We start from the raw sequence: 25,770 nt of genomic DNA, 5'->3' as shown, positions 1-25,770 counted from the left end.
CAGCCTTTACTTCAGGCTGCCCGAGAGAAACTGCTTGAGCCGCTCGGATTGCGGATTGGCCAGCACTTCGCGTGGGCAACCGGTTTCTTCGACCAGGCCTTTGTGCAGGAACACCAGCTGGTTGGACACCTCGCGGGCAAAGCCCATCTCGTGGGTCACCACCACCATGGTGCGGCCTTCCTGGGCCAGGGCCTGCATGACCTTGAGCACATCGCCCACCAGCTCCGGGTCGAGCGCCGAGGTCGGCTCGTCGAACAGCATCACCTCTGGCTCCATGGCCAGGGCCCGGGCGATCGCCACGCGCTGCTGCTCGCCACCGGACATGTGGCCGGGGAAGGCGTCCTTGCGGTGCGCGACACCGACCTTGGCCAGGTAGTGTTCGGCCTTCTCCAGGGCTTCCTTCTTGCTCACGCCGAGCACATGCACCGGGGCTTCGATGATGTTCTCCAGCGCGGTCATGTGCGACCACAGGTTGAAGTGCTGGAACACCATCGACAGGCGCGAACGCATGCGCTGCAACTGGCGCGGATCGGCCGCCTTGAGCGCGCCATCCTTGCCGGCGACCATCTTCAGCTCTTCGTTGTTGAGCAGGATCTTGCCCGCGTGCGGCTGCTCGAGCAGGTTGATGCAGCGCAGGAAGGTCGACTTGCCCGAACCGCTGGAGCCGATGATGCTGATCACATCGCCTGCCTTGGCCGCCAGGGAGACGCCCTTGAGCACCTCATGGCTGCCATAGCGCTTGTGCAGGTCTTGGACTTCGAGTTTGTACATGCTGTCGGTTCTCACAGAGCGTTCAGTGCTTGCGCGGCGCCAGGTAGCCGAGCCAACGGCGTTCGGCCAGCTTGAACAGGCGCACCAGGATGAAGGTCAGGCACAGGTAGAACACGCCCGCCGTGATGTAGGCCTCGAAAGGCAGGTAGTACTGGGCATTGACCGTGCGCGCCGCACCGGTGATGTCGATCAGGGTCACGATCGACGCCAGGCTGGTGGTCTGCAGCATCATGATCACTTCGTTGCTGTACTGCGGCAACGCCCGACGCAAGGCCGAAGGCAGCAGGATGCGGCGGTACATTTTCATGCGCGACATGCCCATGGCCTTGGCCGCCTCGATCTCGCCATGGGGCGTAGCCTTGAGGCTGCCGGCGATGATCTCGGCGGTGTAGGCGCTGGTGTTGACGGCGAAGGCCAGGCACGCACAGAAGGTCGCGCTGGACAGCCATGGCCAGAAGATACTCTCGCGCACCGCCTCGAACTGGGCCAGACCGTAGTAGATCAGGAACAGCTGCACCAGCATCGGCGTGCCGCGGATGACGTAGGTGTATAGCCAGGCGCTGATGTTCACCAGCGGATGCTTGGACACCCGCATCAGTCCCAGCGGCACGGCCGCCAGCAGGCCGAACAGCAGCGACAGCGCCAGCAGCTTGAGGGTGGTGAACAGGCCGCCAATGTACAGCGGCATGGCCTCCCAGATGACGTTGTAGTCGAAGATCATAGTTCAGCCACCTTGACTCCCACCGAGTAGCGCCGTTCGAGATACTTCAGGGCCAGCAGCGAGACGCTGGTGATCACCAGGTACAGTGCCGCCACCGCCAGGAAGAAGGTGAAGGGTTCGCGCGTGGCGTCCGCTGCCTGCTTGGCCTTGAACATCATGTCCTGCAGGCCGACTACCGAGATCAGCGCCGTGGCCTTGGTCAACACCAGCCAGTTGTTGGTGAAGCCCGGGATCGCCAGACGGATCATTTGCGGCACCAGGACGCGGAAGAACACCTGGCGGTTGCTCATGCCATAGGCCACGCCGGCTTCGGCCTGGCCCTTGGGAATACCGAGGAATGCACCGCGGAAGGTTTCCGACAGGTAGGCACCAAAGATGAAGCCCAGCGTACCGATACCCGCGACCAGCGGGTTGAGGTCGACGTAATCGTCATAGCCGACCAGCGGCGCCAAGCGGTTGATGATGTCCTGCCCGCCGTAGAAGATCAGCAGGATCAATACCAAATCCGGAATACCACGGATCACCGTGGCATACATATCGCCCAACCAGGCCAGCCAGCGCACAGGCGACAAGCGCAATGCCACGCCAATCAGGCCGAGCACGATGGCCAGGGCCATCGACGACAGGGCGAGCTGCAGCGTCAGCCACGCCCCGTCGAGGATGACTGCCCCGTAGCCTTTCAACATGATGAGGTCCTCGACCTAGAGAATGAAAAATGGTGCAAACCTCAGAGCCTCTGCTGTTTGCACCATTGAACAGGTGAAACTCGACGTCTTAGTTCGAGTCTGGACCGTAGATATCGAAGTTGAAGTACTTCTTCTCGATTTCTTTGTACTTGCCGTTGGCACGGATGGCGTCGATAGCGGCATTGATGCGGTCGGCGTTGGCCTTGTCACCCTTGCGCACAGCGATGCCCACGCCATCACCAAAGTATTTAACGTCGGTGAACGACGGGCCCACGAAGGCGAAGCCCTTGCCGGCGTCAGTCTTCAGGAAGCCATCTTCGAGCAGGGTGGCATCGGCCACGGTGCCGTCCAGGCGGCCGGCGGCGACGTCCAGGTAGATTTCGTTCTGGGTACCGTAAGGCACGACGGTGGCACCTTTGGGCGCCAGTACTTCCTTGGCGAAACGGTCATGGATCGAGCCGCGCTGCACACCGATCTTCTTGCCCTTCAGTTCATCCAGGCTTTCGCTGACGGTGCTGCCTTCCTTCATCACCAGGCGCGCCGGGGTCAGGTAATAGCGCTTGGTGAAGTCGACAGACTTCTTGCGGTCCTCGGTGATCGACATGGACGACAGGATGGCGTCGATCTTGCGCACTTTCAGCGCCGGGATCAGGCCGTCGAATTCCTGCTCGACCCAGGTGCACTTGGCTTTCATTTCTTCACACAGGGCGTTGCCGATGTCGTAGTCGAAACCAGCGATGCTGCCGTCGGGCTGCTTGAAGGCGAAGGGTGGGTAGGCGGCTTCGATACCGATCTTCAACGGCTTTACATCATCGGCCTGCGACACCAGGGAAAACACGGAAAGCGCCAGGGCGCCAAGCAGTGCGAGCTTCTTCATCAGGTAACTCCATCGGTACGGGGCATTACAAGGCAGGGTAACAACTGCCCGATATGCGAATGGGTACAACGCGAGCCGCGCAGGGTTCGACCAAGGTCGCAGACCACGAGCGAGTGAGTGGCATTTTAACGACAGCCCGGTAGTCGATATTTCTTCAAAGCGACAACTACTTACAGAAGCGCTTGAAACCGCTGCGGGCGATGTTGACAGCCATTGCAAGATATGCAAGAGCGCAAGAAATAGAACCCATAGGACTAGCAATTACTGGGCCTATTATTGGCAAACCCTTGTGCTACGGCAAGTGCAGCGTGCTACGTCGCACAAAACACCCACATGAACGCATCGAAATGGGGCATGAAATGTTTCCCTGCGCCTCGTTTTCGTGCGAAGCCGGTGACAGAAGAGTTACCGATGAATGTCGGGTAACAGTAAAGCAAAAACCCCGCCGATTGCCTGGGCGAGGTTTTGGGTTTTGAAAGGGGCCGCTTTGCGCCCCAATCGCCGGCAAGCCGGCGATTGGGCTGCACCGCAGCCCATTACGATCAGGCCGTCGCCAGGTTCATCGCCTTGTGCGTGTCGATCAGGTGCTGCACCACACCCGGGTCGGCCAGGGTCGATATATCACCCAGCGCGCCGTATTCCCCCGTGGCGATCTTGCGCAGAATCCGCCGCATGATCTTGCCCGAGCGGGTTTTCGGCAGACCCGGCGCCCACTGGATCACATCCGGCGAGGCAATCGGGCCGATCTCCTTGCGCACCCAGTTCTTCAGTTCCAGGCGCAACTGCTCGCTCGGCTCCACCCCAGCATTGAGGGTGACATAGACATAGATGCCCTGCCCCTTGATGTCGTGCGGCACCCCCACCACTGCCGCCTCGGCCACTTTGGCGTGGGCGACCATGGCACTTTCGATTTCGGCGGTACCCATGCGGTGGCCGGACACGTTGAGCACGTCATCCACGCGGCCGGTGATCCAGTAGTAGCCATCCTCGTCGCGGCGAGCACCGTCACCGGTGAAGTACATGCCGCGGAAGGTCTTGAAGTAGGTATCGACGAAGCGGTCATGGTCGCCGTACAGCGAACGCGACTGGCCCGGCCAGGAATCGAGAATCACCAGGTTACCTTCGGCCGCCCCATCGATCAGGTTGCCCAGGTTGTCCACCAGGGCTGGCACCACGCCGAAGAACGGACGGGTCGCCGACCCCGGCTTGAGGCCGGTGGCGCCCGGCAGCGGGCTGATCAGGATGCCGCCGGTCTCGGTCTGCCACCAGGTGTCGACGATCGGGCAGCGCTCCTTGCCCACGGTCTTGTAGTACCAGTTCCAGGCTTCGGGGTTGATCGGCTCGCCCACCGATCCAAGCAACCGCAGGCTGGAACCATCAGCACCGGCCACTGCGGCCTCGCCCTCGGCCATCATCGCGCGGATGGCGGTCGGGGCCGTGTAGAGGATGTTGACCTTGTGCTTGTCGACGATCTTCGACACGCGGGTGATGTCCGGGTAGTTCGGCACGCCTTCGAACAGCAACGTGGTCGCGCCGTTGGCCAGCGGGCCGTAGACGATGTAGCTGTGGCCGGTCACCCAGCCGACGTCGGCGGTGCACCAGTAGACTTCGCCCGGGCGGTAGTCGAACACCCGCTCATGGGTCAGCGCGGCGTACACCAGGTAACCGCCGGTGGTGTGCAGCACACCCTTCGGCTTGCCGGTGGAGCCAGAGGTATAAAGGATGAACAGTGCTTCCTCGGCGCCCATCTCTTTCGGCGCGCAGTGGCTGGAAGCGACTTTCATCAGGTCTTCGTACCAGATGTCACGGTGCTGGTGCCAGGCGATGTCGCCGCCGGTGCGCTTGCACACGATGATCTTCTGCACGCTGTTGGTTTCAGGGTTGGTCAGCGCCAGGTCGACGTTGGCCTTGAGCGGGGTACGACGGCCACCGCGCACACCTTCGTCGGCGGTGATCACCACCTTGGAGCGGCAGTCGATGATGCGCCCGGCCAGCGCTTCCGGCGAGAAGCCGCCGAAGACCACCGAGTGAATGGCACCGATGCGGGCACAGGCCAGCATGGCTACCACCGCTTCCGGGATCATCGGCATGTAGATGGTTACCACGTCACCACGGTGCACATCCTGGCCACGCAGGGCGTTTGCAAATTTGCAGACCTGCTCGTGGAGTTCGCGGTAGGTGATGTTGCGGTGCTCGGAAGGGTCGTCGCCCTCCCAGATGATTGCTAGCTGGTCGCCGCGGGTTTCGAGGTGGCGGTCCAGGCAGTTGGAGGAAACGTTCAGAGTGCCATCGGCAAACCACTTGATATCGACATGGTGATCGTCGAAGGAAGTCTGCTTGACCTTGGTGAATGGCTTGATCCAGTCGAGACGCTGGGCCTGCTCGCGCCAGAAGCCGTCCGGGTTGATCACCGATTGCTGGTACATGGCCTTGTAGGTGGCCTCGTCGGTCAGGGTAGTGGCCGCAACCTCGGGACGAACGGGATACAGTGGAGCCGCACTCATCTGTGTTACCTCGGTGTAATTGTTTTTGTATGGAATCGTTTGTAACTGTACCAGAGCGGCAAAAGCCATTCGACGATGGTAGTAGCGCGACGGGAAAAATCTTCGGGGCTTGGAGGGGACAGCTCTAGCCCGCGGCCGGCGGCCCTGCGAGGTAAAAATGAGGAGGATCTTGCCGGGGGATTGTTACAGATTCTGTCAAAAGGCAAAAAAACTTTATCAAAACACTATCTGTTTCCCTTAGTTGCCGAGGCATAAGATTCACCTCGCCAGCAACGGCAAGGCGATTAACTACCGGCAACAGCCCCCACGAAGGCACACGTTAATCCCTCTCTAATCCCGAAAGTTAAAACTTGGCTGTACTCGCGGCGTCACAAGCGCCGCGTGCCCCCTCACGACCTTAGACAGGTAAATTGAAGATGAAAGCTTTACTGGTATTGGTACTTGGCGGTCTTTGCAGCGCGGCAATCGCCGGCGAGGCAAAAGATGTCGAGCAGATTCCGGTTGAACAGTACAGTTACTCGCAGCACCTGGACATCGCTCGCGTCATTTCCATGAGCGAAGTGCCAAATGTCTGCGAAGTCGTGCCCGCTCGGATGACCTACGAGGACTCCCAGGGCCAGAAGCACATTCTTGAATACCGCGTGATGGGGAACGGTTGCTCCAACGGCTGAGACCTTCTAACTCAGGCAAACCACAGGCTTTGAACGCTGTGGTTTTTCTGTGGGAGCCGGCTTGCCGGCGACAGGGGCTACCCCCTTTTGCCTGCGCAAGCCTCATCGCCGGCAAGCCGGCTCCCACAGGGATGCAACTTGCAATCCAAAGATCCTTAGTTCATTCACCCGACTTGCCAAGGGAATAGTCCCGCAACTTATTGGCAATGGTCGTGTGCGAAACACCCAATCTTTTGCCCAATGCACGGCTACTTGGGTATTCACCCATCAAACTTTCCAACACCGCCTTTTCAAATCGTCCGACAATCTGCGAAAGATCCCCGTCCAGGGAAAATTCGCCCAAGGGTTGCCGCACGCCATAATCCGGCAAACGGATGTGCTCGCTTTTAACCACCCCGCCTTCACAGAGCGATACCGCCTGGAACAATACGTTTTCCAGTTGCCGCACATTGCCCGGCCAATGATATTGCGCCAGTTTGTCCATCGCCGCCGGTGCCAGGCGCGGCATGGCGCAGCCGATCTGCCGGCTGGCCTGGTCGAGGAAGTGCTGCACCAACCCTTCGAGCCCGTCCATGCACTCACGCAGCGGCGGAATATGCAGCGACAGCACGTTGAGGCGGTGGTACAGGTCCTGGCGAAACTCGCCGCGGGCGCACAGCTCGGACAGGTCCACCTGAGTGGCGCAGATCACCCGCACATCGAGGTACACCTCTTCATCACTACCGACCCGACGAAAGCATCCGTCCTGCAGGAAACGCAGCAGTTTCACCTGCAGGCGCGGGCTCATCTCGCCGACCCCGTCGAGGAACAACGTGCCGCCGGCAGTCAGCTCCAGCAGCCCTAGCTTGCCTTCGGCGCGTGCGCCCTCGAATGCCCCAGGGCCGTAACCGAACAGCTCGGTCTCGGCCATGGATTCCGGCAGCCCGGCACAGTTGAGCGCCATCAGCGGTGCCTGCCCACGCGGGCTGGCCAGGTGGCAAGCACGGGCCAGCAGCTCCTTGCCCGTACCGGTTTCGCCTTCGATCAGCAACGGCGCATCCAGTGGCGCCATGCGCCGCGCCTCACGCACCACCGCAGCCATCACCCGTGAACTCTGGAAGATGCTGTCGAAGCCCCGCAGCTCCTGCTTGCGCACGTTATAGATGCGCTCGCCGATGCGATCGGCGCGATGCAGGGTAAGTACCGCACCCGCCAGCGCCTCACTGTCGTCGTGCTCGGACTGTAACGGTGCGATGTCAGCCAGGAACACATCCCCCTTGACCTTAATGCGCAGGCCATTGATCCGTGACTTGTTGGCCCGCACCAGCTCCGGCAGATCGAAATCCTCCACATAGCGCGCCAATGGCATGCCTGGCACTTCGTCGACGCGCACGCCGAGCAACTGCGCAGCGGTACGGTTGGCGGCGACGATGCTGCCGCCCATGTCCACCGACAGCACCGGGAAGTCCAGGGCACCCAGCAGTGCATTGAGCTCCATGTGCCGCCGCTCGCTGGGCATCAGGCCGACACGCTTGACCCCGAACACCCCGGCGATCGACTCGAACTTGGGCCGCAATGCCTGGAACTGCAAGTTGATGAGATTCGGGCAGTGCAGGTAGATGGCATTGCCATGGTCCCCTCCCACCTCGCCGCGCAGCACGTTGATACCGTATTCCACCAGCAGATTGAGGATGTCGCGGAGGATGCCGATGCGGTTCTGGCAATGCACTTTGATACGCATGATTGCTCTCGAAGCGGCGAAGTATTTCAACCTCGCCTGGAAAATTCGTAAAGATAAGCTGACAAAATTGAAGCTTTCAGCAGCTCGATGTGCCGAATTTTCCGGCATGCCGCCCGCTTTGTAAAATAATCGTTACGAAATGAAGATCGACAGGCCCTCTGCACTACCTGCCAACCCCGTGCAAATCATGCGGATGCGGGATATTTCTGGTGTATGTCGTGGACATAACAAGAATGCCCTCACCAGGAGAGCCACATGAAACAGACGCAATACGTGGCACGCGAGCCCGATGCGCATGGTTTTATCGACTACCCGCAGCAAGAGCATGCGGTGTGGAACACACTGATCACCCGCCAGCTGAAGGTCATCGAAGGCCGCGCGTGCCAGGAGTACCTGGACGGCATCGACCAGCTCAAGCTGCCCCATGACCGTATCCCGCAACTGGGCGAGATCAACAAGGTGCTGGGCGCCACCACCGGCTGGCAGGTTGCTCGGGTACCGGCACTGATCCCCTTCCAGACCTTCTTCGAATTGCTGGCCAGCAAACGCTTCCCGGTCGCCACCTTCATCCGTACACCGGAAGAACTGGACTACCTGCAGGAACCGGACATCTTCCACGAGATCTTCGGCCACTGCCCGCTGCTGACCAACCCCTGGTTCGCCGAATTCACCCACACCTACGGCAAGCTGGGCCTGGCCGCGACCAAGGAACAACGCGTGTACCTGGCGCGGCTGTACTGGATGACCATCGAATTCGGCCTGATGGAAACCCCGCAAGGTCGCAAGATCTACGGCGGTGGCATCCTCTCCTCGCCCAAGGAGACCGTCTACAGTCTGTCAGGCGAGCCGGAGCACCAGGCCTTCGACCCGATCGAAGCCATGCGCACCCCGTACCGCATCGACATCCTGCAGCCGCTGTACTTCGTGCTGCCAAACCTCAAGCGGCTGTTCGACCTGGCCCACGAAGACATCATGGGCATGGTCCAGCAAGCCATGAAGCTGGGGCTGCATGCGCCGAAGTTTCCACCCAAGCAGGCTGCCTGAGCCCTCTCGATAACAACTCGAACCGGAAAAGTACCCATGAATGCCTTGAACCAAGCCCATTGCGAAGCCTGCCGCGCCGATGCGCCGAAAGTCACCGACGACGAGCTGGCCGAGCTGATCCGCGAGATCCCGGACTGGAACATCGAAGTACGCGACGGCCACATGGAGCTGGAGCGCGTGTTCCTGTTCAAGAACTTCAAGCACGCCCTGGCCTTCACCAATGCCGTGGGCGAGATCGCTGAAGCCGAAGGCCACCACCCGGGCCTGCTGACCGAGTGGGGCAAGGTCACCGTGACCTGGTGGAGCCACTCGATCAAGGGCCTGCACCGCAACGACTTCATCATGTGCGCTCGCACAGACAAGGTTGCCGAAACGGCTGAAGGCCGTAAGTAACCTGAAAAAAGGGCCGCGCAGCGGCCCTTTTTCATTGGGAAACATGTCCGGTATCCGCACGCAAAACCGACAAGCGACCGGGAATTAATTACAAACTGTCATCCAGACTTGTGTATCCTGCCCCAGCTTTCCGAAGCTCGAACCGCGCCTGCCGCAGACTTTTCACTCACACTTGCGAGGAACGACGAGATGCATGAGATCCCGAATTTTCCCTTCCCAAGCCTGAACCCCGAAGAGCAAACCGTTGCCGCCCACTCCGAACCGACGCCTGCCGTCGAGGATGGCGACGATCAATCCAGCGCTGATCAGGAATAACTGCGCACCCCCATCGGCTGTGTGAAAACGGCTGACCTGCGGGCCACCCCCGTCATCTAAGTTTTCACACCGTCCAGCCTTGATCGGCAGCCTGCTGGTACAGGCATTCTTCATGCAACCCTCTCCCACAGATCATCCCTGGGTAGTTATCATCGCAGGGTTCACGCCTGCCTATTGCCCATTGGATTCTTCATGTCCGCGCCTGCCCCCTCCCAGCTTGCGATCACCGCGCAAGTGGTTTCCATCGTCCTGTTCACCTTCATCGGCTACCTGAACATCGGCATCCCCCTGGCCGTGCTGCCGGGTTATGTGCACAACGAACTGGGCTTCAGCGCCGTGGTCGCGGGCCTGGTGATCAGCGTGCAGTACCTGGCGACGTTGCTCAGCCGTCCCACCGCGAGCCGCATCATCGACAACCTGGGCAGCAAGAAGGCGGTCATGTACGGGCTGTTCGGCTGCGGCTTGAGCGGCGTGTTCATGCTGGCCTGCGCCTTTCTGACCCACCTGCCCTGGGTGAGCCTGGCCTGCCTGCTGGTGGGCCGCCTGGTGCTGGGCAGCGCCGAGAGCCTGGTGGGCTCTGGCTCGATTGGCTGGGGCATCGGCCGGGTCGGCGCCGAAAACACCGCCAAGGTCATTTCCTGGAACGGCATCGCCAGCTATGGCGCACTGGCCGTCGGCGCGCCGCTGGGCGTGCTGATGGTCAAGAGCCTGGGCCTGTGGAGCATGGGCGCGAGCATCATCCTGCTGGGTGTCGTCGGCCTGCTGCTGGCCTGGCCCAAGCGCGCTGCTCCGGTCGTCAGTGGCGTGCGCCTGCCGTTCCTGCGGGTGCTGGGCAAGGTGTTCCCGCATGGCTCGGGACTGGCCCTGGGCTCGATCGGCTTCGGCACCATCGCCACGTTCATCACCCTGTACTACGCCAGCCGCGGCTGGGGTAACGCCGCCCTGACCCTGAGCCTGTTCGGCGCCAGCTTCATCAGTGCGCGGTTGTTGTTCGGCAACCTGATCAACCGGATTGGCGGGTTTCGCGTGGCCATTGTTTGCCTGGCGGTGGAAACATTGGGCCTGCTGATGCTGTGGCTTGCGCCCAGCGCAGAGATGGCGCTGGCCGGTGCGGCGCTGAGCGGGTTTGGTTTCTCGTTGGTGTTCCCGGCGCTGGGCGTGGAAGCGGTGAACCAGGTTTCGGCGGCCAACCGCGGGGCGGCGGTGGGGGCGTATTCGCTGTTCATCGACTTGTCGCTGGGGATTACCGGGCCGCTGGTGGGGGCGGTGGCGTCGGGGTTCGGGTTTGCTTCGATGTTTCTGTTCGCGGCGGCGGCGGCCTGTTGCGGGTTGGTGTTGAGCTTGTATCTGTACAGGCAGGCGCGTGCCGGGCGCAACAAGGGGCGTGAAGCTTGAGTGGGGCTACTGGCCCTATCGCCGCGGTTCGTCGCCACGACAAGCCGGCTCCCACAGGTTTGTGGGAGCCGGCTTGTCGTGGCGACGAACCGCGGCGATAGGGCCCTGAAGATCAGCGCTGCGCGTACTGCAACACCACTTCCAGCGGGTGACGCATCTGCCGCTCGGTCATGCGCTTGACCTGGCTGCGGCACGAATAACCGGTCGCCAGTGCCTCACCCTCCTTGTCCAGCTTGGTCGCCCACGACTGCTCGAAGATCGTCCGCGAAGTATCCTGGTTACGCGCCTCGTGCCCATAGGTGCCGGACATGCCGCAGCACCCCGTGGCCTCGGTCACCAGCTTCAGGCCCAGGCGGGCGAACACCTGCTCCCATTGCTTGGTACTCGCCGGCACGTTGGTCTTCTCGGTGCAGTGCGCCATCAGGCGGAAGTTGCCTGGCGCGGTCGGTGCCTGCTCGGGCAAAACGTCCATCAGCCATTCCTGTGGTAGCAGCACGTTCGGGCTGCCTTCAAGCCCCGGCACCTTCTGGTATTCCTGGCGGTAGACCAGAGTCATCGCCGGATCCAGGCCCACCAGCGGCACGCCACAGTCGGCCAAGGCCTTGAGTTGGGTGGCATTGCGGATGGCAGCCTTGGCGAAGGCGCCGAGGAAGCCCTGCACATGCAGCGGCTTGCCGTTGGCGCTGTAAGGCGCCAGGAATACCCGGTGGCCAAGGCGGTGGGCCAGCTCGATGAACGCAGCCAGCAGCGGCGTCTCGAAGTAGCGGGTGAAGGCGTCCTGCACCAGCACGATGCTGCGCTCGCGCTGGGCTGGCGTCAGTTCGCGCAGCGCTGGCACGCTGGCCACGCCGACCCGGCAACGGGTCAGGGTGGACTGGAAGTTGAAGCGGCTGATCAGCGGGCTGTCGACCATGCCGACCTGCTCCGCCAGCAGCTTGCTCACCCACTTCGAACCCATCACCGCGTTGTAGAGCCCCGGCGCGTGGGCCAGGTAAGGGATGGTGAATTCCAGCGAGCCGATCAGGTAGTCACGCAGTGGGCGCTGATAGCGGCCGTGATACAGCTCGAGGAAACGCGAGCGGAAGTCCGGCACGTTGACCTTGATCGGGCACTGCCCCGCGCACGATTTGCACGCCAGGCAGCCGGCCATGGCGTCGTACACTTCATGGGAGAAGTCTTCCTGCCCCTGGCTGCGCGCGCGGTTGTTGCGCAGACGCGCCGGCAGGCCCTTGAGCCACGACACCTTGTTGCGCGCCGCGGCCAGCACGTCGATGTTCGCTTCGCCTTGCAGGCGCAGCCACTCGCGCATCAACGAGGCACGGCCTTTGGGCGAATGCTGACGTTCACGGGTGGCCTTCCACGACGGGCACATGGCGTCGTTGGGGTCGTAGTTGTAGCAGGCGCCGTTGCCGTTGCAGTGCACGGCACTGGGGAAGTCCTGCCAGACGCGCTCGTCGATGGTGCGGTCGAGATCACCGCGCAGGGTCACGCCGTCAACCTTGGTCAGGCCCTCGGCACTGTCCGGCGGGGTGCAGATCTTGCCGGGATTGAGCTGGTTGTGCGGGTCGAATGCGCCCTTCAGGCGCTGCAGCGCGGGGTACAGCTCGCCGAAGTACTCCGGCACGTACTCCGAACGCAGGCCCTTGCCATGCTCGCCCCAGAGCAGGCCACCGTAGCTTTTGGTCAACGCCGCCACGGCATCGGAGATCGGCTTGACCAGCGCCGCCTGGGCCGGGTCTTTCATGTCCAGCGCCGGGCGTACGTGCAGCACGCCGGCATCGACGTGGCCGAACATGCCGTAGGCCAGGCCGTAGCCGTCGAGCAGCGCACGGAAATCGGCGATGTAGTCGGCCAACTGCTCCGGCGGCACGGCGGTGTCTTCGACAAACGGCTGCGGACGTACTTCACCCTCGACGTTGCCAAGCAGGCCCACTGAGCGCTTGCGCATGGTGTAGACGCGGGTCACCGCCTCGGCACCTTCGGCCAGGGTATGGCCCAGGCGCTCGACGCCGGTATCGCGCTGCAGGTGCTCGATGAAGGCCTCGACGCGGGCATTGACCTCGGCCGGCTCGTCGCCGCAGAACTCCACCAGGTTGATGCCCAGGGTCGGACGCTCGGGGTCTGCCGGGAAGTATTCGGCAACGCTGTGCCAGACGATGTCCTTCATCGCCAGCATCAGCACCTTGGAGTCCACCGTCTCGATCGACAGTGGCTTGTGCGCCATCAGCGCATTGGCATCGCGCAGGGCGTCCATGAAGCTTGCGTAGCGGACGTTCACCAGCACCGCGTACTTGGGAATCGGCAGCACGTTGAGCTTGGCTTCCACCACGTAGCCCAACGAGCCTTCGGCACCGCACAGCACGCTGTTGAGGTTGAACCGGCCCTGTTCGTCGCGCAGGTGCGCCAGGTCATAACCGGTCAGGCAACGGTTGAGCTTGGGGAAGGTGCTCTCGATCAGCTCGGCCTGGGTTTCCTGGATTTCCCGGGCCATGCGGTACACCTCGCCGACCCGGCCGCTGGCGGCACAAGCCTGTTCCAGCGCGGCATCACCAATCGGCAGGCTGTGCAGGCGCTCGCCACCGAGCAGCACGCTGTGCAGTTCGAGCACGTGATCGCGGGTCTTGCCGTAGGTGCAACTGCCCTGGCCGCTGGCGTCAGTGTTGATCATGCCGCCGACGGTGGCGCGGTTGGAGGTGGACAGCTCGGGCGCGAAGAATAGCCCGTGCGGCTTGAGCGCGGCATTGAGCTGGTCCTTGACCGTACCCGCCTCGACCCGCACCCAGCGTTCCTCGACGTTGATTTCGAGGATCTTGTTCATGTGCCGCGACAGGTCGACGACGATGCCGTCGGTCAGCGACTGACCATTGGTACCGGTGCCACCGCCACGCGGGGTCAGCTTGACCTGCTGGAAACGCGGCTCGCCCATCAGCGTGGCGACCCGCGCCACGTCGTCGGCGTCCAGCGGGAACACTGCAGCCTGGGGCAGGCGCTGATAGATCGAGTTGTCGGTGGCAAGCACCGTGCGGGTGCCGTAGTCGGCACTGATCTGGCCACGGAAGCCGCTGTTGCGCAGGGCTTCGAGGAATTCGGGGTAAGCGGCGGTCGGCGCAAGGGTCGGCAGCTGGGCGATCATCGAAGGATGGCCTCTTGATTTGGGCTAATTCACGGGAATCCTGTCATCCCGGCATAGGTCGATGCAGGCAGGGATGACGTATAGGCCAATGTTCCTGTAGTTTCGCCTCAGGGGCAAACGGATAATCCTGCCGCTATCGATGACTTTTGTGAATGAATTACCGCCACCTGACCCCGTCCATGTCACTGCTGCTGGCTTTCGAGGCCGCTGCCCGGCATGAAAGCTACACCCGTGCCGCCGCCGAACTGTCTCTGACCCAGAGCGCGGTCAGCCGCCAGGTGCAGGCGCTGGAGCAGCAACTGGGGTTGACCCTGTTCCGTCGCGAAGGCCGCCAGGTGCAACTGACCGATGTGGGCCGGCTGTACCAGCGCGAGTTGAGCGAAGCATTGGGGCGCATCCGCAGCGCCACGCTGCAGGCCCTGGCCTATCAGTCCGGGGTCGGCACCCTGCGCCTGGCCACCTTGCCCACCTTCGGTTCCAAGTGGCTGCTGCCGCGCCTGCACGCGTTCTATAGCGCCCACCCGGGGATGCTGGTGCATATCCATTCACGGATCGAAGCCATCAACTTCGACACCAGCGAGATCGACGCTGCCATCGGCGTGGCCAGCCATGACCTGCCCGGATTGATCTGCCATCGCCTGCACGCCGAGGAACTGGTGGTGATCCTGCCGCCGCAGGCCGGCGCGCAAGCCCAGGACTGGCCACCCGCGCGGGTCAGCGAAGAGGTATTGCTCAACGTCGCCAACAACCCGCATGCCTGGGGCGAATGGTTCTCGCATCATGGCTTGCCGCACCGAGCGATGCGCCTGGGGCCGAGTTTCGAATTGACCTCGCATTTGATCCAGGCGGTGCGGGCCGGGATTGGGATCGGGTTGGTGCCGCGCATTCTGGTGGAGGAGGAATTGGCCAAGGGTGAGCTGTTCAGCCCCGGGGCGGCGTTTGCCAGCCAGCGCAGTTATTACCTGATCTACCCGCCGAGAAATGAGGCGCTGCCTTCGTTGCGAGCGTTTCGTAGCTGGTTGCTCGAACAGATCTGAGAGCCTTTCAGCCTGCACTGGCCCTATCGCTGGCAAGCCAGCTCCCTCAGGGACACCACAGTTCTTGAAATCAGCGCTGTACCTGTGGGAGCTGGCTTGCCAGCGATAGGGCCAGTGCAGACAACAAAAAACCCGATGCCAGTCACCTGACATCGGGTTTGCGTCTACCGCCCGCAGCCTTTACTTGGCCGCAGTACCAGCAGCCGTGCCATTGACCTGCGGCCGGCGCTTGGACTTGATGGCGTAGGCCAGGAACATCACCATCAGCCATACCGGAATCGCATACACCGACACCTGGATACCCGGGATCAGCAGCATGATGCCCAGGATCAGCACCACGAAGGCCAGGCAGATGTAGTTGCCGTAGGGGTACCACAGCGCCTTGAACAGCGGCTTCTGGCCAGTGCGGTCGAGGTGCTGGCGGAACTTCAGGTGCGAGTAGCTGATCATCGCCCAGTTGATCACCAGGGTCGCGACCACCAGCGACATCAGCAGCTCCAGCGCATTCTGCGGAATGAAGTAGTTCAGCAGCACCGCAATCAGGGTCACGGCTGCCGACACCAGGATCGAGCGTACCGGCACACCGCGCTTGTCGACCTTGGCCAGGGCCGCCGGGGCGTCACCCTGCTCGGCCATGCCCAGCAGCATGCGCGCATTGCAATAGGTGCCGCTGTTGTACACCGACAGCGCCGCAGTCAAGACCACGAAGTTCAGCAGGTGTGCAGCCACATCGCTGCCCAGCAACGAGAACACCTGCACGAACGGGCTGCTGCCGTAGCTGCCGCCGGACGCGTCGATGCTGGCGACCAGGTTGTCCCATGGGGTCAGCGACAACAGCACCACCAGCGCACCGATGTAGAAGATCAGGATGCGGTAGATGACCTGGTTGATCGCTTTGGGGATCACGGTTTTCGGCTTGTCGGCCTCAGCGGCGGTGAAACCGAGCATTTCCAGGCCGCCGAACGAGAACATGATGAACGCCAAGGCCATGACCAGGCCGCTGACACCATGCGGGAAGAAGCCGCCATGGGCCCACAGGTTGGTCACCGAGGCATCGGGGCCGCCGCTGCCGCTGGTCAGCAGGTAGGCACCCAGGCCGATCATGCCGACGATGGCCGCCACCTTGATGATGGCGAACCAGAACTCGGCTTCGCCGAAGACCTTCACGTTCATCAGGTTGATGGCGTTGATCAGCAGGAAGAAACCGGCCGCCGTCACCCAGGTCGGGATCTCCGGCCACCAGTAGTGGATGTACTTGCCAACCGCCGTGAGTTCCGACATGCCCACCAGGATGTACAGCACCCAGCAGTTCCAACCCGACAGGAAGCCGGCGAAACCGCCCCAGTACTTGTGGGCGAAGTGGCTGAACGAACCGGCCACCGGCTCTTCGACGATCATCTCGCCAAGCTGGCGCATGATCATGAAGGCGATGAAACCGCAGATGGCGTAGCCGAGGATCATCGACGGGCCGGCGGATTTCATCACGCCTGCCGAGCCGAGGAACAGGCCGGTACCAATCGCGCCGCCAAGGGCGATCAACTGGATATGGCGGTTCTTCAGGCCCCGCTTGAGCTCGCCTGAATGCATGTTTTGTTCACTCATGAACGAAGTCACCTGCATTGTTTTTATCTGTGACGGAATCGGACCCACCGCGCTCGTGGCGCAGCGGAATGGGCAAGGTGGTTACCTTGGGTTTCTTGCACACGGGCGCCGCCAGGGCGGATCAACCGGGTGTGAGCAAGAGTGCGCGGTACGCAAAAGGGTCACAGGTAAAACGCGGCGCACTGTATACCCCTGCGAGCGCGCAGGCGTCAACGCGTTGCGTCAATTCCCGGGGGAAAAACGCAGCGATCCTGTGGTGGAAGCCTTCAAAGGCGAGGTGATCGGCGTACATGGCGCCTCCATTTGTTGTTCTATGTGCCCGACTCTGTGGTCGGGCTTCTGCACATGGCAATGGACGCTATAACAGCGTGGGGACGGGGGTTTGAGCAATAGGGGGGCGGACTGGGGCGCCGGCTTTCGAGAGTGGGCGCGGCAAGATCTGTTTACAGAAAACCAGACCGACCAAGGAAAGCGGGGGAATTTGTACAAATTTCTTTACAGGGCGGTTTGAAAACTTGCCAGTCGTCCGAAAAATTGTTTTTTCTCAATATCTTGGGCCGCTTTGCGGCCAATCGCCGGCAAGCCGGCTCCCACAGGGGAGCGCAGTCGACCTTGGAAAACAGGCACAAAAAAACCAGCCCGAAGGCTGGCTTTTGATCATGGCCGATGCGGATCAGCCGCGCGGCTTGCCGCGACCGCGACCTGCTGGCTTGCCACCCTCAGGCTTGGCTGGGCGCTTGCGCATGTCGCTCGGGCGCTCGGCAACGGCGCTGCCACGGCTCTTGCGTGGCGCTTCTTCACGCGGCTGGCGTGCAGGGCGCTCGGCAGCAGCAGCACCGGCTTCATGCGACGGGCGCAGGTTGCGCACGCGCTCGCCACGGCCCAATGGACGGCTCGACTTGCGCTGCAGGCGCTCCATCTTGTCCTTGGCCTTGAGGTTCATGGCAGGCAGCGCCACCGGCTGCAGGCCTACTTCGGCGGCCAGGATGTCGATCTCGCCCTGGCTCATTTCACGCCAGCGACCCATCGGCAGGTCGGAGTTGAGGAACACCGGGCCGAAGCGCACGCGCTTGAGGCGGCTGACTACCATGCCCTGGGATTCCCACAGGCGACGGACTTCGCGGTTGCGGCCTTCCATCACCACGCAGTGGTACCAGTGGTTGAAGCCTTCGCCGCCCGGTGCCTTCTGGATGTCGGTGAACTTGGCGGGACCGTCTTCGAGCATCACGCCCGCTTTCAGGCGCTCGATCATCTCGTCGTCGACCTCGCCACGCACACGCACCGCGTATTCGCGGTCCATCTCGTAGGACGGGTGCATCAGGCGGTTGGCCAGCTCACCGTCGGTGGTGAACAGCAGCAGGCCGGTGGTGTTGATGTCCAGGCGACCGATGTTGATCCAGCGGCCTTCTTTCGGACGCGGCAGGCGGTCGAACACGGTCGGACGGCCTTCCGGGTCGTCACGGGTGCAGATCTCGCCATCGGGCTTGTTGTACATGATCACCCGGCGGGTGGCCTCGGCGGCCTCCTCACGCTTGATCAGCTTGCCGTCGACGGCGATGGCGTCATGCAGGTCGACGCGCTGGCCGAGGGTGGCCTCGACGCCGTTGACCTTGATGCGGCCCTGGCTGATCCAGGCCTCGACGTCACGGCGCGAGCCCACGCCGATACGCGCCAGCACTTTCTGCAGCTTTTCGCCGGCTGGCGGGGTGATTTCGGTATTTTGCAGGTCTTGCTCACTCATCTGGGCACCTCCCGGTGTAGGAATGAAAAATCAGGTTCTGGCGACGGAAGCGCCAAAAGGCCGCGCATCATACGCGGTTCGCGCAGTGGAGCGTAGTGGGTTTTGTGTGGCTGGCAGGGATTTTCTGCCCGATGGTTTGTGCTTTGTCTGCACGGGCCCTATCGCCGGCAAGCCGGCTCCCACAGGGACATCACAGCCTGTGAAACCTGCGCTGTGCCTGAGATGCACCACAGCCTCTGAATACTGCACTGGACCTGTGGGAGCCGGCTTGCCGGCGATAGGGCCAGTACAGGCCGCACAAAACTCAGGGCTCTGCCTTGCCCTTATCCTCCACCGAGGCCTCGGGCTCTTCTTCGCGCAAATCATCGAAATCGGTCTTCAGCCCCTCTTCCATGGCATCCAGCTCCACCAGCAGGCTGCGGAAACTGGTCTCCTCCTTCGGCTCCTCACCCCCCTCATCTTCACCCAGGCTGGCATCGGCCAGCGCCTGCAGATGCGCTGGCACCGGCGCGTCATCCGGGTCGAGCAGCGGCTCCGGCTCCATCTCACGCAGCTCGGCCAGTGCCGGCAACTCCTCAAGGCTCTTGAGGTTGAAGTGATCGAGAAACGCCTTGGTGGTGGCGAACATCGCCGGCCGACCCGGCACTTCACGGTGACCAACCACGCGAATCCACTCGCGCTCCATCAGGGTCTTGATGATATTGCTGTTGACCGCCACGCCACGCACATCCTCGATCTCACCGCGGGTAATCGGCTGACGGTAGGCAATCAAGGCCATGGTCTCCAGCAGCGCACGGGAGTAACGCTGTGGACGCTCCTCCCACAAGCGGCCTACCCAGGGTGCGAAATTTTCACGGATCTGCAGCCGATAGCCGCTGGCCACTTCCTTGAGCTCGAACGCACGGCCAGCGCAGGACTTGCCCAGCACGTCCAGGGCCTTCTTGAAGACCTTCGGCTCGGGGCGCTCGGCCTCCTCGAACAGCTCGTACAGGCGCTCGAGGGATTGCGGCTTGCCCGAGGCGAGCAGAAAAGCCTCGATCAGCGACGCCAGGTCGCGGGGGTCATTCAGGTTCATCGGTTTCTTCGACAGACTCGGCGCGCAGCCGCACATGGATGGGCGCAAAAGGCTCATTCTGCACCAGTTCGATCAGCGACTCCTTGACCAGTTCGAGGATCGCCATGAAGGTCACCACCACGCCCAGCTTGCCCTCCTCGGCGCCGAACAGCTCGACGAAGGGCACAAAACCTCCCCCCTTGAGGCGCTCCAGCACATCACTCATGCGCTCACGGGTGGACAGGGTCTCGCGGGTGATCTGGTGGCTTTCGAACAGGTCGTTGCGGCGCATGACCTCGGCCATGGACACCAGCAGCTCCTCCAGGCTGACCTGCGGCAACAGCTTGCGCACCTTGGCCTGGGGCGCTTCAAGACGCGGCACGACGACATCGCGGCCGACCCGCGGCAGCTCGTCGAGGCCCTCGGCGGCAGCCTTGAACCGCTCATACTCCTGCAGCCGACGGATCAGTTCGGCACGCGGGTCGCCCTCCTCTTCCTCGATCGCGGTCGAGCGCGGCAGGAGCATGCGCGACTTGATTTCGGCCAGCATCGCGGCCATCACCAGGTATTCGGCGGCCAGCTCCAGGCGCACGCTCTTCATCAACTCGACGTAGCCCATGTACTGGCGCGTGATTTCCGCCACGGGGATGTCGAGGATGTCGATGTTCTGCTTGCGGATCAGGTACAGCAGCAAATCCAGCGGGCCCTCGAAGGCTTCGAGGATGACTTCCAGGGCGTCCGGCGGGATGTACAGGTCCACCGGCATCTCGGTCAGCGCTTCGCCGTAGACCAGGGCCAACTGTAACTGCTGCGGCGATTCGGCTTCGATGCCAGGTGCCTCAGGGGTGTCCAGCTGGCTCACGCGCTGACCAGGAACGGCGTGGGGTCGCCGCAGCCTTCGCGAATCAATGCAGGTTCATCGCCGGTCAGGTCGATGATGGTGGAGGCCTTCAGATCACCGAAGCCGCCATCGATGATCAGGTCGACATGGTGCTCCAGGCGCTGACGGATCTCGTAGGGATCGGTCATGGGTTCTTCGTCGCCCGGCAAGATCAGGCTCACGCTCATCAACGGCTCGCCCAGTTCTTCGAGCAGCGCCAGGACAATCGGATTGGACGGTACGCGCAGGCCGATGGTACGGCGTTTCTCGTGCATCAGCAGCCGCGGCACTTCCCGGGTGGCATTGAGGATGAAGGTATAGGGCCCGGGAACATGCGCCTTGAGCAGGCGGAAGGTGGAGGTATCGATCTTGGCGAACAGCCCCATTTGCGACAGGTCGCAGCACAACAGGGTGAAATTGTGTTGCTTGTCCAGCTGGCGCAAGCGGCGAACCCGTTCGATCGCGTTCTTGTCGCCCATCTGGCAGCCCAAGGCGTATGCCGAGTCGGTGGGATACACCACCACGCCGCCCTTGCGAATGATTTCGACGGCCTGTTTTATCAGGCGCGCCTGCGGGTTCTCCGCATGAATCTGGAAAAATTGGCTCACGTAGTCGTCCTGTTCATACCGCCAAAGGCTGTTCATGGCTAAATCGGCGCCACAGAGGTGGCAGGTCCTCGGGCAATGGCCGGTAGGCACCGATCTCGCCCCAGGTGCCGGGGCCGTGGAAATCGCTGCCAGCGCTTGCCAGCAGGCCGAACTCTCGGGTGAGGATGGACATCGTGCCCACCTGCTCGGCCGGCATCATCCCATTGACCACCTCAAGCGCCTGCCCGCCTGCCTGAATATAGTCGGCAATCAGCCGCCTGCGCTTGCTGCGGGTCAGATCGTAGTGCATGGGATGGGCCAGGCTCACCCAGGCATTCGACTGACGCAGGGTGGCAACAGTTTCTTCAAGGGTCGGCCAGTGCAGCTTGACGTCGCCGAGCTTGCCCGCCCCCAGCCACTTGCGAAAGGCTTCACCACGGTCCTTGACGTGCCCGGCACGCACCAGGAATTCGGCGAAATGTGGCCGCGCAGGTGCGTTGCCGCTGTCGCCCAGCTCCTGCTGCACGGCGCGCGCGCCGTCGAGGGCACCCGGCATGCCCTTGGCGCACAGCCGTTTGTCGATTTCTTCGGCGCGCAGCCAGCGACCACGGTGCAAAGCCGTGATGGCATCGAGCAACGGTGGGGCGTCGAGCGGGAAGTCATAGCCCAGCACATGGATGGTCGCGCCACCCCAGGTGCACGACAATTCCACGCCACTGACCCAGCGCATGCCCAGCTCGGCACAGGCCTGGCGCGCCTCTGGCAGGCCTTCGAGGGTGTCATGGTCGGTCAGGGACAAGGTCTGCACCCCGTGCTCATGGGCCCGGGCGACCAGGACCGCAGGCGACAGGGCGCCATCGGAGGCCGTGCTGTGACAGTGCAGATCAACATTCATGGAGGAGCGCTTTCGCTGGAATCGATGTTTGTTATTATGCCGTCACATCCTGATTCTGGCTGCCATTGTGAAACAATTCATCGATTTCATCCCGCTGCTGCTGTTCTTCATCGTCTACAAGCTCGACCCGCGCCCGATGGAAGTCGCAGGCCACAGCTTCGAGTTCGGCGGCATCTACAGCGCCACGGCGATGCTGATCGCCAGCTCGCTGCTGGTCTACGGCGCGCTGTTCCTGCGCCAGCGCAAGCTTGAGAAGGGCCAGTGGCTGACGCTGATCGCCTGCCTGGTGTTCGGCGGCCTGACCCTGACCTTCCACAGCGAAACCTTCCTCAAGTGGAAGGCGCCGGTGGTCAACTGGCTGTTCGCCCTGGGCTTTGCCGGCAGCCACTTCATCGGCGACCGGGTGCTGATCAAGCGCATCATGGGCCATGCCCTGACCCTGCCCGACGCCGTGTGGACGCGCCTGAACCTGGCCTGGATCGCCTTCTTCCTGTTCTGCGGCGCGGCGAACCTGTTCGTCGCCTTCACCTTCCAGGACTTCTGGGTCGACTTCAAGGTGTTCGGCAGCCTGGGCATGACCGTGCTCTTCCTGGTGGCGCAGGGTGTGTACCTGTCGCGCCACCTGCACGACGACCCTTCCACCTCCAAGACCAAGGATTGACATGCTCTACGCCATCATCGCCAGCGACGTCGCGAACTCCCTGGAAAAACGCCTGGCCGCACGCCCGGCGCACATCGAGCGCCTGCAGCAGCTCAAGGCAGAAGGCCGCGTGGTGCTGGCCGGCCCGCACCCGGCCATCGACAGCAACGACCCAGGTGTTGCCGGCTTCAGCGGCAGCCTGATCGTCGCCGAGTTCGATTCGCTCGCCGCCGCCCAGGCCTGGGCCGATGCCGACCCGTACATTGCCGCCGGCGTGTATGACAAGGTCATCGTCAAGCCATTCAAGCAAGTCTTGCCATAACCGAAGAATTGGCGGCGCCTGCTGTATCTTTACCTCTGGCGCATACGTCAGACGCCGTCGATTTGAATTGAGTGAGTCATGAGCGAGCTGTTACTGATTGATGACGACCAGGAACTCTGCGAGCTGCTCGGCAGCTGGCTGACCCAGGAAGGCTTTACCGTGCGTGCCTGCCACGACGGCCAGAGCGCACGCAAGGCCCTGGCCGAGCACGAACCCGCGGCCGTGGTGCTGGATGTGATGCTGCCCGACGGCAGTGGCCTGGAGCTGCTCAAGCAGCTACGCAGCGAGCATGCCGAGTTGCCAGTGCTGATGCTTTCGGCCCGTGGCGAGCCGCTGGACCGTATTCTCGGCCTGGAACTGGGTGCCGACGATTACCTGGCCAAACCTTGCGACCCCCGTGAACTCACCGCACGCCTGCGGGCCGTGCTGCGCCGCAGCCACCCGACGGCCGCCACCACGCAACTGGAGATCGGTGACCTGGCTTTCAGCCCGGTACGTGGCGTGGTCAGCATCGACGGCCGGGAGATGAGCCTCACCCTGTCCGAAAGCCGTATTCTCGAAGCCTTACTGCGCCAACCCGGCGAGCCGCTGGACAAGCAGGAGCTCGCGCAAATCGGCCTGGGTCGCAAATTGACGCTGTATGACCGCAGCCTGGACATGCACGTAAGCAACCTGCGCAAGAAGATCGGCCCGCACGCCGACGGTCGCCCGCGCATCGTGGCTCTGCGCAGCCGTGGCTATTACTACAGCCTCTGACCTGCTCATCTTTACCGAGCCTTTACCCTTCCCTGACCGCGCTTGACCTTGATCTCCCTAGACTGAGCTCATCCGGTAACCACCGGCCTATGAAAGGAGAGACACCATGCGCAAGACCCTTATCGCCCTGATGTTCGCCGCCGCCCTGCCGACCGTGGCCATGGCCATGCCTGAAGGCGGCTCGCGCCACGACGGCCCGCATCATCGCGGTGATGCGCCTTTCGCCCAACTGGACCTGAGCCGTGAGCAGCGCCAGGAGATCCGTAAGCTGATGGGCGAGCAGATGAAAAACCGCCACGACATCACCGAACGCTACATGGCCAAACTGCCAGCCGCCGAACAGAAAGCCATGAAGGACGAGCTCAAGGCCAGCCACGACAAGACCGAGAGCCAGGTCCGCGCACTGCTCAAGCCTGACCAGCAGAAGAAGTTCGACGAATTGCAGAAAGAGCGAGAAGCACGCAAGGCTGAATGGAAGGAATTCCAGGCCTGGAAAGCTGAAAAAGGCAACAAGGCCCAGTAAGCTGCCCCACCGATGCCCGGCCCGCGCCCCCGCGGGCCGGGCTTTTCCCGTTTACAGGAGGTGCTCTTGCGTTCTCTGTTCTGGCGCATCCTGGCCAGCTTCTGGCTGGCCATCACCCTCGTCGCTGGCCTGTCGATCCTGCTGGGCCACATGCTCAACCAGGACGCCTGGATCCTCAGCCGCCACCCGGGCCTCAACACCCTGGCCAGCCACTGGGCCAAGCACTACGAACAGGAAGGCGTAGAGTCTGCGCAAATGTTTCTGGAACGACGCAGAGAGCGTTTCAAGATCGACGTGCAGGTGCTCGATGACAGTGGCGAGGCGGTGGTGCCTGGAACCTTCCCGCGCCGTGCTGCCGCGTTCGAGGCGCGCCAGCACAATGACCAGCGCCGCCTGCCGTGGCGCCGCCTGACCGAGGAATACACCAGCCCCGAGAGCGGTGAAACCTACCTGCTGATCTACCGTATCCCTCACCCCGAACTGGACGCCTGGCACCGCGAGAGCCTGCTCTGGCCACTGAGCGCCCTGGGCATTGCCCTGGTGGTGCTGACCCTGTTCAGCCTGCTGGTGACCCTGTCCATCACCCGTCCACTGAGCCGCCTGCGCAGCGCCGTGCACGACCTCGGCCAGGCCAGCTACCAGCAGAACAGCCTGGCCCGCCTGGCGGCCCGGCGCGATGAGTTCGGCGTGCTGGCCAAGGACTTCAACAAGATGGGGGCTCGTCTGCAGAGCCTGATCGGCAGCCAGCGCCAGTTGCTGCGGGATGTTTCCCACGAACTGCGCTCACCCCTGGCCCGCCTGCGCATCGCCCTGGCCTTGGCCGAGCGGGCCGAGGCCGATCAACGCCAGGCACTGTGGCCACGCCTGACCCGCGAGTGCGACCGCCTGGAAGACCTGATCAGCGAGATCCTGACCTTGGCCCGAGTCGATGCCGAACAGGCGCATGCCGAGCCCGTCGACCTGAATGCCTTGCTCGGCAGCGTGCGCAAGGATGCCCAGCTCAGCGCACCGGAGCAGGAGGTGAAGCTGGAGGCGCAGCCAGGGCTGACCCTACAGGGCTGGCCGACCTTGATCGAGCGGGCCGTGGACAACCTGCTGCGCAACGCCTTGCGCTTCAATCCGTCGGGGCAACCGATTGAGGTTCGCGCCGAGCGTGAGCAGGATCGGATCGTGGTGAGCGTGCGCGACCATGGGCCGGGGGTGGCTGCGGAGCATCTGGCGCAGTTGGGCGAACCGTTCTTCCGCGCGCCGGGGCAGGAGGCGGCGGGACATGGGTTGGGATTGGCGATCGCGCGCAAGGCGGTGGAGCGCCATGGCGGCAGCCTGGTGCTGGAGAATCATCCACAGGGTGGGTTCGTGGCTCGGCTGGAGCTGCCTGTGACTGTTACGACCATTTGATGGGGTACAGGGGCTGCTGCGCAGCCCATCGCCGCGGTTCGTCGCCACGACAAGCCGGCTCCCACAGGTACAGCGCTAGCCTTGAGGCTTGTGCCATACCTGTGG

Annotated in this window: 24 protein-coding genes; 11 read left to right on the top strand and 13 right to left on the bottom strand. The window is 62.7% G+C overall.

Annotated elements, in window-relative coordinates:
- Positions 1-6 precede the first annotated feature (6 nt).
- The 5 genes from ACIPZB_RS16930 to acs form a co-directional block, all read right to left on the bottom strand.
- Positions 7-771 (bottom strand): ABC transporter ATP-binding protein, encoded by a 765-nt coding sequence (locus tag ACIPZB_RS16930; protein WP_008096710.1) that lies wholly within the window; start codon positions 769-771, stop codon positions 7-9.
- Positions 772-793: 22 nt separating this feature from the next.
- Positions 794-1,492 (bottom strand): ABC transporter permease, encoded by a 699-nt coding sequence (locus ACIPZB_RS16925; RefSeq protein WP_400641738.1) that lies wholly within the window; start codon positions 1,490-1,492, stop codon positions 794-796.
- The gene (locus ACIPZB_RS16920; protein ID WP_400641737.1) at positions 1,489-2,178 is read right to left on the bottom strand and encodes an ABC transporter permease; all 690 of its coding nucleotides are present in this window, start codon (positions 2,176-2,178) and stop codon (positions 1,489-1,491) included. Before ACIPZB_RS16920 ends, ACIPZB_RS16925 begins: the two co-directional genes overlap by 4 nt.
- Positions 2,179-2,266: 88 nt before the next feature.
- Positions 2,267-3,055 (bottom strand): ABC transporter substrate-binding protein, encoded by a 789-nt coding sequence (locus ACIPZB_RS16915; RefSeq protein ID WP_008096714.1) that lies wholly within the window; start codon positions 3,053-3,055, stop codon positions 2,267-2,269.
- Positions 3,056-3,597: 542 nt separating this feature from the next.
- Positions 3,598-5,559 (bottom strand): acetate--CoA ligase, encoded by a 1,962-nt coding sequence (gene acs / locus ACIPZB_RS16910; RefSeq protein ID WP_400641736.1) that lies wholly within the window; start codon positions 5,557-5,559, stop codon positions 3,598-3,600.
- A gap of 416 nt (positions 5,560-5,975) precedes the next feature.
- Between acs and ACIPZB_RS16905 the strand changes: the two genes are divergently transcribed.
- The gene (locus tag ACIPZB_RS16905; RefSeq protein ID WP_400641734.1) at positions 5,976-6,230 is read left to right on the top strand and encodes a DUF2790 domain-containing protein; all 255 of its coding nucleotides are present in this window, start codon (positions 5,976-5,978) and stop codon (positions 6,228-6,230) included.
- A 160-nt stretch (positions 6,231-6,390) separates the two neighbouring features.
- Here ACIPZB_RS16905 and ACIPZB_RS16900 read toward each other — a convergent pair whose 3' ends face one another.
- Positions 6,391-7,950 (bottom strand): sigma-54-dependent transcriptional regulator, encoded by a 1,560-nt coding sequence (locus ACIPZB_RS16900; protein ID WP_400641732.1) that lies wholly within the window; start codon positions 7,948-7,950, stop codon positions 6,391-6,393.
- 255 nt (positions 7,951-8,205) lie between these two features.
- On the opposite strand from ACIPZB_RS16900, the gene phhA reads away from it, so the two are divergent.
- The 4 genes from phhA to ACIPZB_RS16880 all read left to right on the top strand — a co-directional run bounded on the left by phhA (position 8,206) and on the right by ACIPZB_RS16880 (position 11,097).
- The gene (phhA, locus tag ACIPZB_RS16895; protein ID WP_400641730.1) at positions 8,206-8,994 is read left to right on the top strand and encodes a phenylalanine 4-monooxygenase; all 789 of its coding nucleotides are present in this window, start codon (positions 8,206-8,208) and stop codon (positions 8,992-8,994) included.
- Between the two features lie 36 nt (positions 8,995-9,030).
- On the top strand, positions 9,031-9,387 hold the full coding sequence (locus ACIPZB_RS16890) for a 4a-hydroxytetrahydrobiopterin dehydratase (protein WP_008096719.1): 357 nt from the start codon (positions 9,031-9,033) through the stop codon (positions 9,385-9,387).
- 189 nt (positions 9,388-9,576) lie between these two features.
- The gene (locus ACIPZB_RS16885) at positions 9,577-9,702 is read left to right on the top strand and encodes a hypothetical protein (protein ID WP_400641728.1); all 126 of its coding nucleotides are present in this window, start codon (positions 9,577-9,579) and stop codon (positions 9,700-9,702) included.
- Positions 9,703-9,894: 192 nt separating this feature from the next.
- Positions 9,895-11,097, top strand: a complete 1,203-nt coding sequence (locus tag ACIPZB_RS16880; protein WP_400641727.1) for an MFS transporter — start codon at positions 9,895-9,897, stop codon at positions 11,095-11,097.
- Between the two features lie 112 nt (positions 11,098-11,209).
- On the opposite strand, the gene ACIPZB_RS16875 is transcribed toward ACIPZB_RS16880, so the two are convergent.
- The gene (locus ACIPZB_RS16875; protein ID WP_400641725.1) at positions 11,210-14,230 is read right to left on the bottom strand and encodes an FAD-binding and (Fe-S)-binding domain-containing protein; all 3,021 of its coding nucleotides are present in this window, start codon (positions 14,228-14,230) and stop codon (positions 11,210-11,212) included.
- 152 nt (positions 14,231-14,382) lie between these two features.
- Between ACIPZB_RS16875 and ACIPZB_RS16870 the strand changes: the two genes are divergently transcribed.
- Entirely contained in the window at positions 14,383-15,267 is an 885-nt protein-coding gene (locus tag ACIPZB_RS16870; RefSeq protein WP_400641723.1) for a LysR substrate-binding domain-containing protein, read from the top strand.
- A gap of 180 nt (positions 15,268-15,447) precedes the next feature.
- Here ACIPZB_RS16870 and ACIPZB_RS16865 read toward each other — a convergent pair whose 3' ends face one another.
- From ACIPZB_RS16865 to ACIPZB_RS16840, 6 genes are all read right to left on the bottom strand, one after another.
- Positions 15,448-16,869 (bottom strand): amino acid permease, encoded by a 1,422-nt coding sequence (locus tag ACIPZB_RS16865; RefSeq protein WP_400641721.1) that lies wholly within the window; start codon positions 16,867-16,869, stop codon positions 15,448-15,450.
- Between the two features lie 673 nt (positions 16,870-17,542).
- Positions 17,543-18,610, bottom strand: a complete 1,068-nt coding sequence (gene rluB / locus ACIPZB_RS16860; protein ID WP_400641719.1) for a 23S rRNA pseudouridine(2605) synthase RluB — start codon at positions 18,608-18,610, stop codon at positions 17,543-17,545.
- 304 nt (positions 18,611-18,914) lie between these two features.
- Positions 18,915-19,685, bottom strand: coding sequence for an SMC-Scp complex subunit ScpB (scpB, locus tag ACIPZB_RS16855; RefSeq protein WP_400641717.1), 771 nt, complete (start codon positions 19,683-19,685; stop codon positions 18,915-18,917).
- The gene (locus tag ACIPZB_RS16850; protein WP_162130460.1) at positions 19,672-20,397 is read right to left on the bottom strand and encodes a ScpA family protein; all 726 of its coding nucleotides are present in this window, start codon (positions 20,395-20,397) and stop codon (positions 19,672-19,674) included. Before ACIPZB_RS16850 ends, scpB begins: the two co-directional genes overlap by 14 nt.
- A gap of 125 nt (positions 20,398-20,522) precedes the next feature.
- Positions 20,523-21,152 (bottom strand): L-threonylcarbamoyladenylate synthase, encoded by a 630-nt coding sequence (locus ACIPZB_RS16845; RefSeq protein WP_400641715.1) that lies wholly within the window; start codon positions 21,150-21,152, stop codon positions 20,523-20,525.
- A gap of 13 nt (positions 21,153-21,165) precedes the next feature.
- A complete protein-coding gene (locus ACIPZB_RS16840) occupies positions 21,166-22,026 on the bottom strand; it encodes a PHP domain-containing protein (RefSeq protein ID WP_400641713.1) in 861 nt (286 codons plus the stop codon).
- Between the two features lie 67 nt (positions 22,027-22,093).
- Here ACIPZB_RS16840 and ACIPZB_RS16835 point away from each other — a divergent pair, with 67 nt between their 5' ends.
- From ACIPZB_RS16835 to ACIPZB_RS16815, 5 genes are all read left to right on the top strand, one after another.
- Positions 22,094-22,687: a septation protein A gene (locus tag ACIPZB_RS16835; protein WP_043273141.1), complete on the top strand. Its 594-nt coding sequence runs from the start codon at positions 22,094-22,096 to the stop codon at positions 22,685-22,687.
- 1 nt (position 22,688) lies between these two features.
- Positions 22,689-22,988, top strand: a complete 300-nt coding sequence (locus ACIPZB_RS16830) for a YciI family protein (RefSeq protein WP_400641711.1) — start codon at positions 22,689-22,691, stop codon at positions 22,986-22,988.
- 78 nt (positions 22,989-23,066) lie between these two features.
- A complete protein-coding gene (locus ACIPZB_RS16825; protein ID WP_400641709.1) occupies positions 23,067-23,744 on the top strand; it encodes a response regulator transcription factor in 678 nt (225 codons plus the stop codon).
- Between the two features lie 106 nt (positions 23,745-23,850).
- On the top strand, positions 23,851-24,267 hold the full coding sequence (locus ACIPZB_RS16820) for a Spy/CpxP family protein refolding chaperone (protein WP_400641707.1): 417 nt from the start codon (positions 23,851-23,853) through the stop codon (positions 24,265-24,267).
- Positions 24,268-24,327: 60 nt separating this feature from the next.
- Positions 24,328-25,665: a sensor histidine kinase gene (locus ACIPZB_RS16815; RefSeq protein WP_400641705.1), complete on the top strand. Its 1,338-nt coding sequence runs from the start codon at positions 24,328-24,330 to the stop codon at positions 25,663-25,665.
- Positions 25,666-25,770: the final 105 nt, after the last annotated feature.

This window comes from Pseudomonas sp. NPDC089396, assembly GCF_044749545.1.
Classification (GTDB): domain Bacteria; phylum Pseudomonadota; class Gammaproteobacteria; order Pseudomonadales; family Pseudomonadaceae; genus Aquipseudomonas.
Note: the sequence above shows the minus strand (reverse complement) of the source record. Positions and strands in the feature narration are given on the sequence as shown.

Coding starts and splice junctions, on each gene's coding strand:
- ACIPZB_RS16865 (WP_400641721.1), bottom strand. CDS start 16,869: ATGAGTGAACAAAACATGCATTCAGGCGAGCTCAAGCGGGGCCTGAAG.
- ACIPZB_RS16840 (WP_400641713.1), bottom strand. CDS start 22,026: ATGAATGTTGATCTGCACTGTCACAGCACGGCCTCCGATGGCGCCCTG.
- ACIPZB_RS16900 (WP_400641732.1), bottom strand. CDS start 7,950: ATGCGTATCAAAGTGCATTGCCAGAACCGCATCGGCATCCTCCGCGAC.
- ACIPZB_RS16905 (WP_400641734.1), top strand. CDS start 5,976: ATGAAAGCTTTACTGGTATTGGTACTTGGCGGTCTTTGCAGCGCGGCA.
- ACIPZB_RS16830 (WP_400641711.1), top strand. CDS start 22,689: ATGCTCTACGCCATCATCGCCAGCGACGTCGCGAACTCCCTGGAAAAA.
- ACIPZB_RS16920 (WP_400641737.1), bottom strand. CDS start 2,178: ATGTTGAAAGGCTACGGGGCAGTCATCCTCGACGGGGCGTGGCTGACG.
- ACIPZB_RS16930 (WP_008096710.1), bottom strand. CDS start 771: ATGTACAAACTCGAAGTCCAAGACCTGCACAAGCGCTATGGCAGCCAT.
- ACIPZB_RS16875 (WP_400641725.1), bottom strand. CDS start 14,230: ATGATCGCCCAGCTGCCGACCCTTGCGCCGACCGCCGCTTACCCCGAA.
- ACIPZB_RS16820 (WP_400641707.1), top strand. CDS start 23,851: ATGCGCAAGACCCTTATCGCCCTGATGTTCGCCGCCGCCCTGCCGACC.
- phhA (WP_400641730.1), top strand. CDS start 8,206: ATGAAACAGACGCAATACGTGGCACGCGAGCCCGATGCGCATGGTTTT.
- rluB (WP_400641719.1), bottom strand. CDS start 18,610: ATGAGTGAGCAAGACCTGCAAAATACCGAAATCACCCCGCCAGCCGGC.
- scpB (WP_400641717.1), bottom strand. CDS start 19,685: ATGAACCTGAATGACCCCCGCGACCTGGCGTCGCTGATCGAGGCTTTT.
- ACIPZB_RS16890 (WP_008096719.1), top strand. CDS start 9,031: ATGAATGCCTTGAACCAAGCCCATTGCGAAGCCTGCCGCGCCGATGCG.
- ACIPZB_RS16870 (WP_400641723.1), top strand. CDS start 14,383: ATGAATTACCGCCACCTGACCCCGTCCATGTCACTGCTGCTGGCTTTC.
- ACIPZB_RS16885 (WP_400641728.1), top strand. CDS start 9,577: ATGCATGAGATCCCGAATTTTCCCTTCCCAAGCCTGAACCCCGAAGAG.
- acs (WP_400641736.1), bottom strand. CDS start 5,559: ATGAGTGCGGCTCCACTGTATCCCGTTCGTCCCGAGGTTGCGGCCACT.
- ACIPZB_RS16925 (WP_400641738.1), bottom strand. CDS start 1,492: ATGATCTTCGACTACAACGTCATCTGGGAGGCCATGCCGCTGTACATT.
- ACIPZB_RS16880 (WP_400641727.1), top strand. CDS start 9,895: ATGTCCGCGCCTGCCCCCTCCCAGCTTGCGATCACCGCGCAAGTGGTT.
- ACIPZB_RS16915 (WP_008096714.1), bottom strand. CDS start 3,055: ATGAAGAAGCTCGCACTGCTTGGCGCCCTGGCGCTTTCCGTGTTTTCC.
- ACIPZB_RS16825 (WP_400641709.1), top strand. CDS start 23,067: ATGAGCGAGCTGTTACTGATTGATGACGACCAGGAACTCTGCGAGCTG.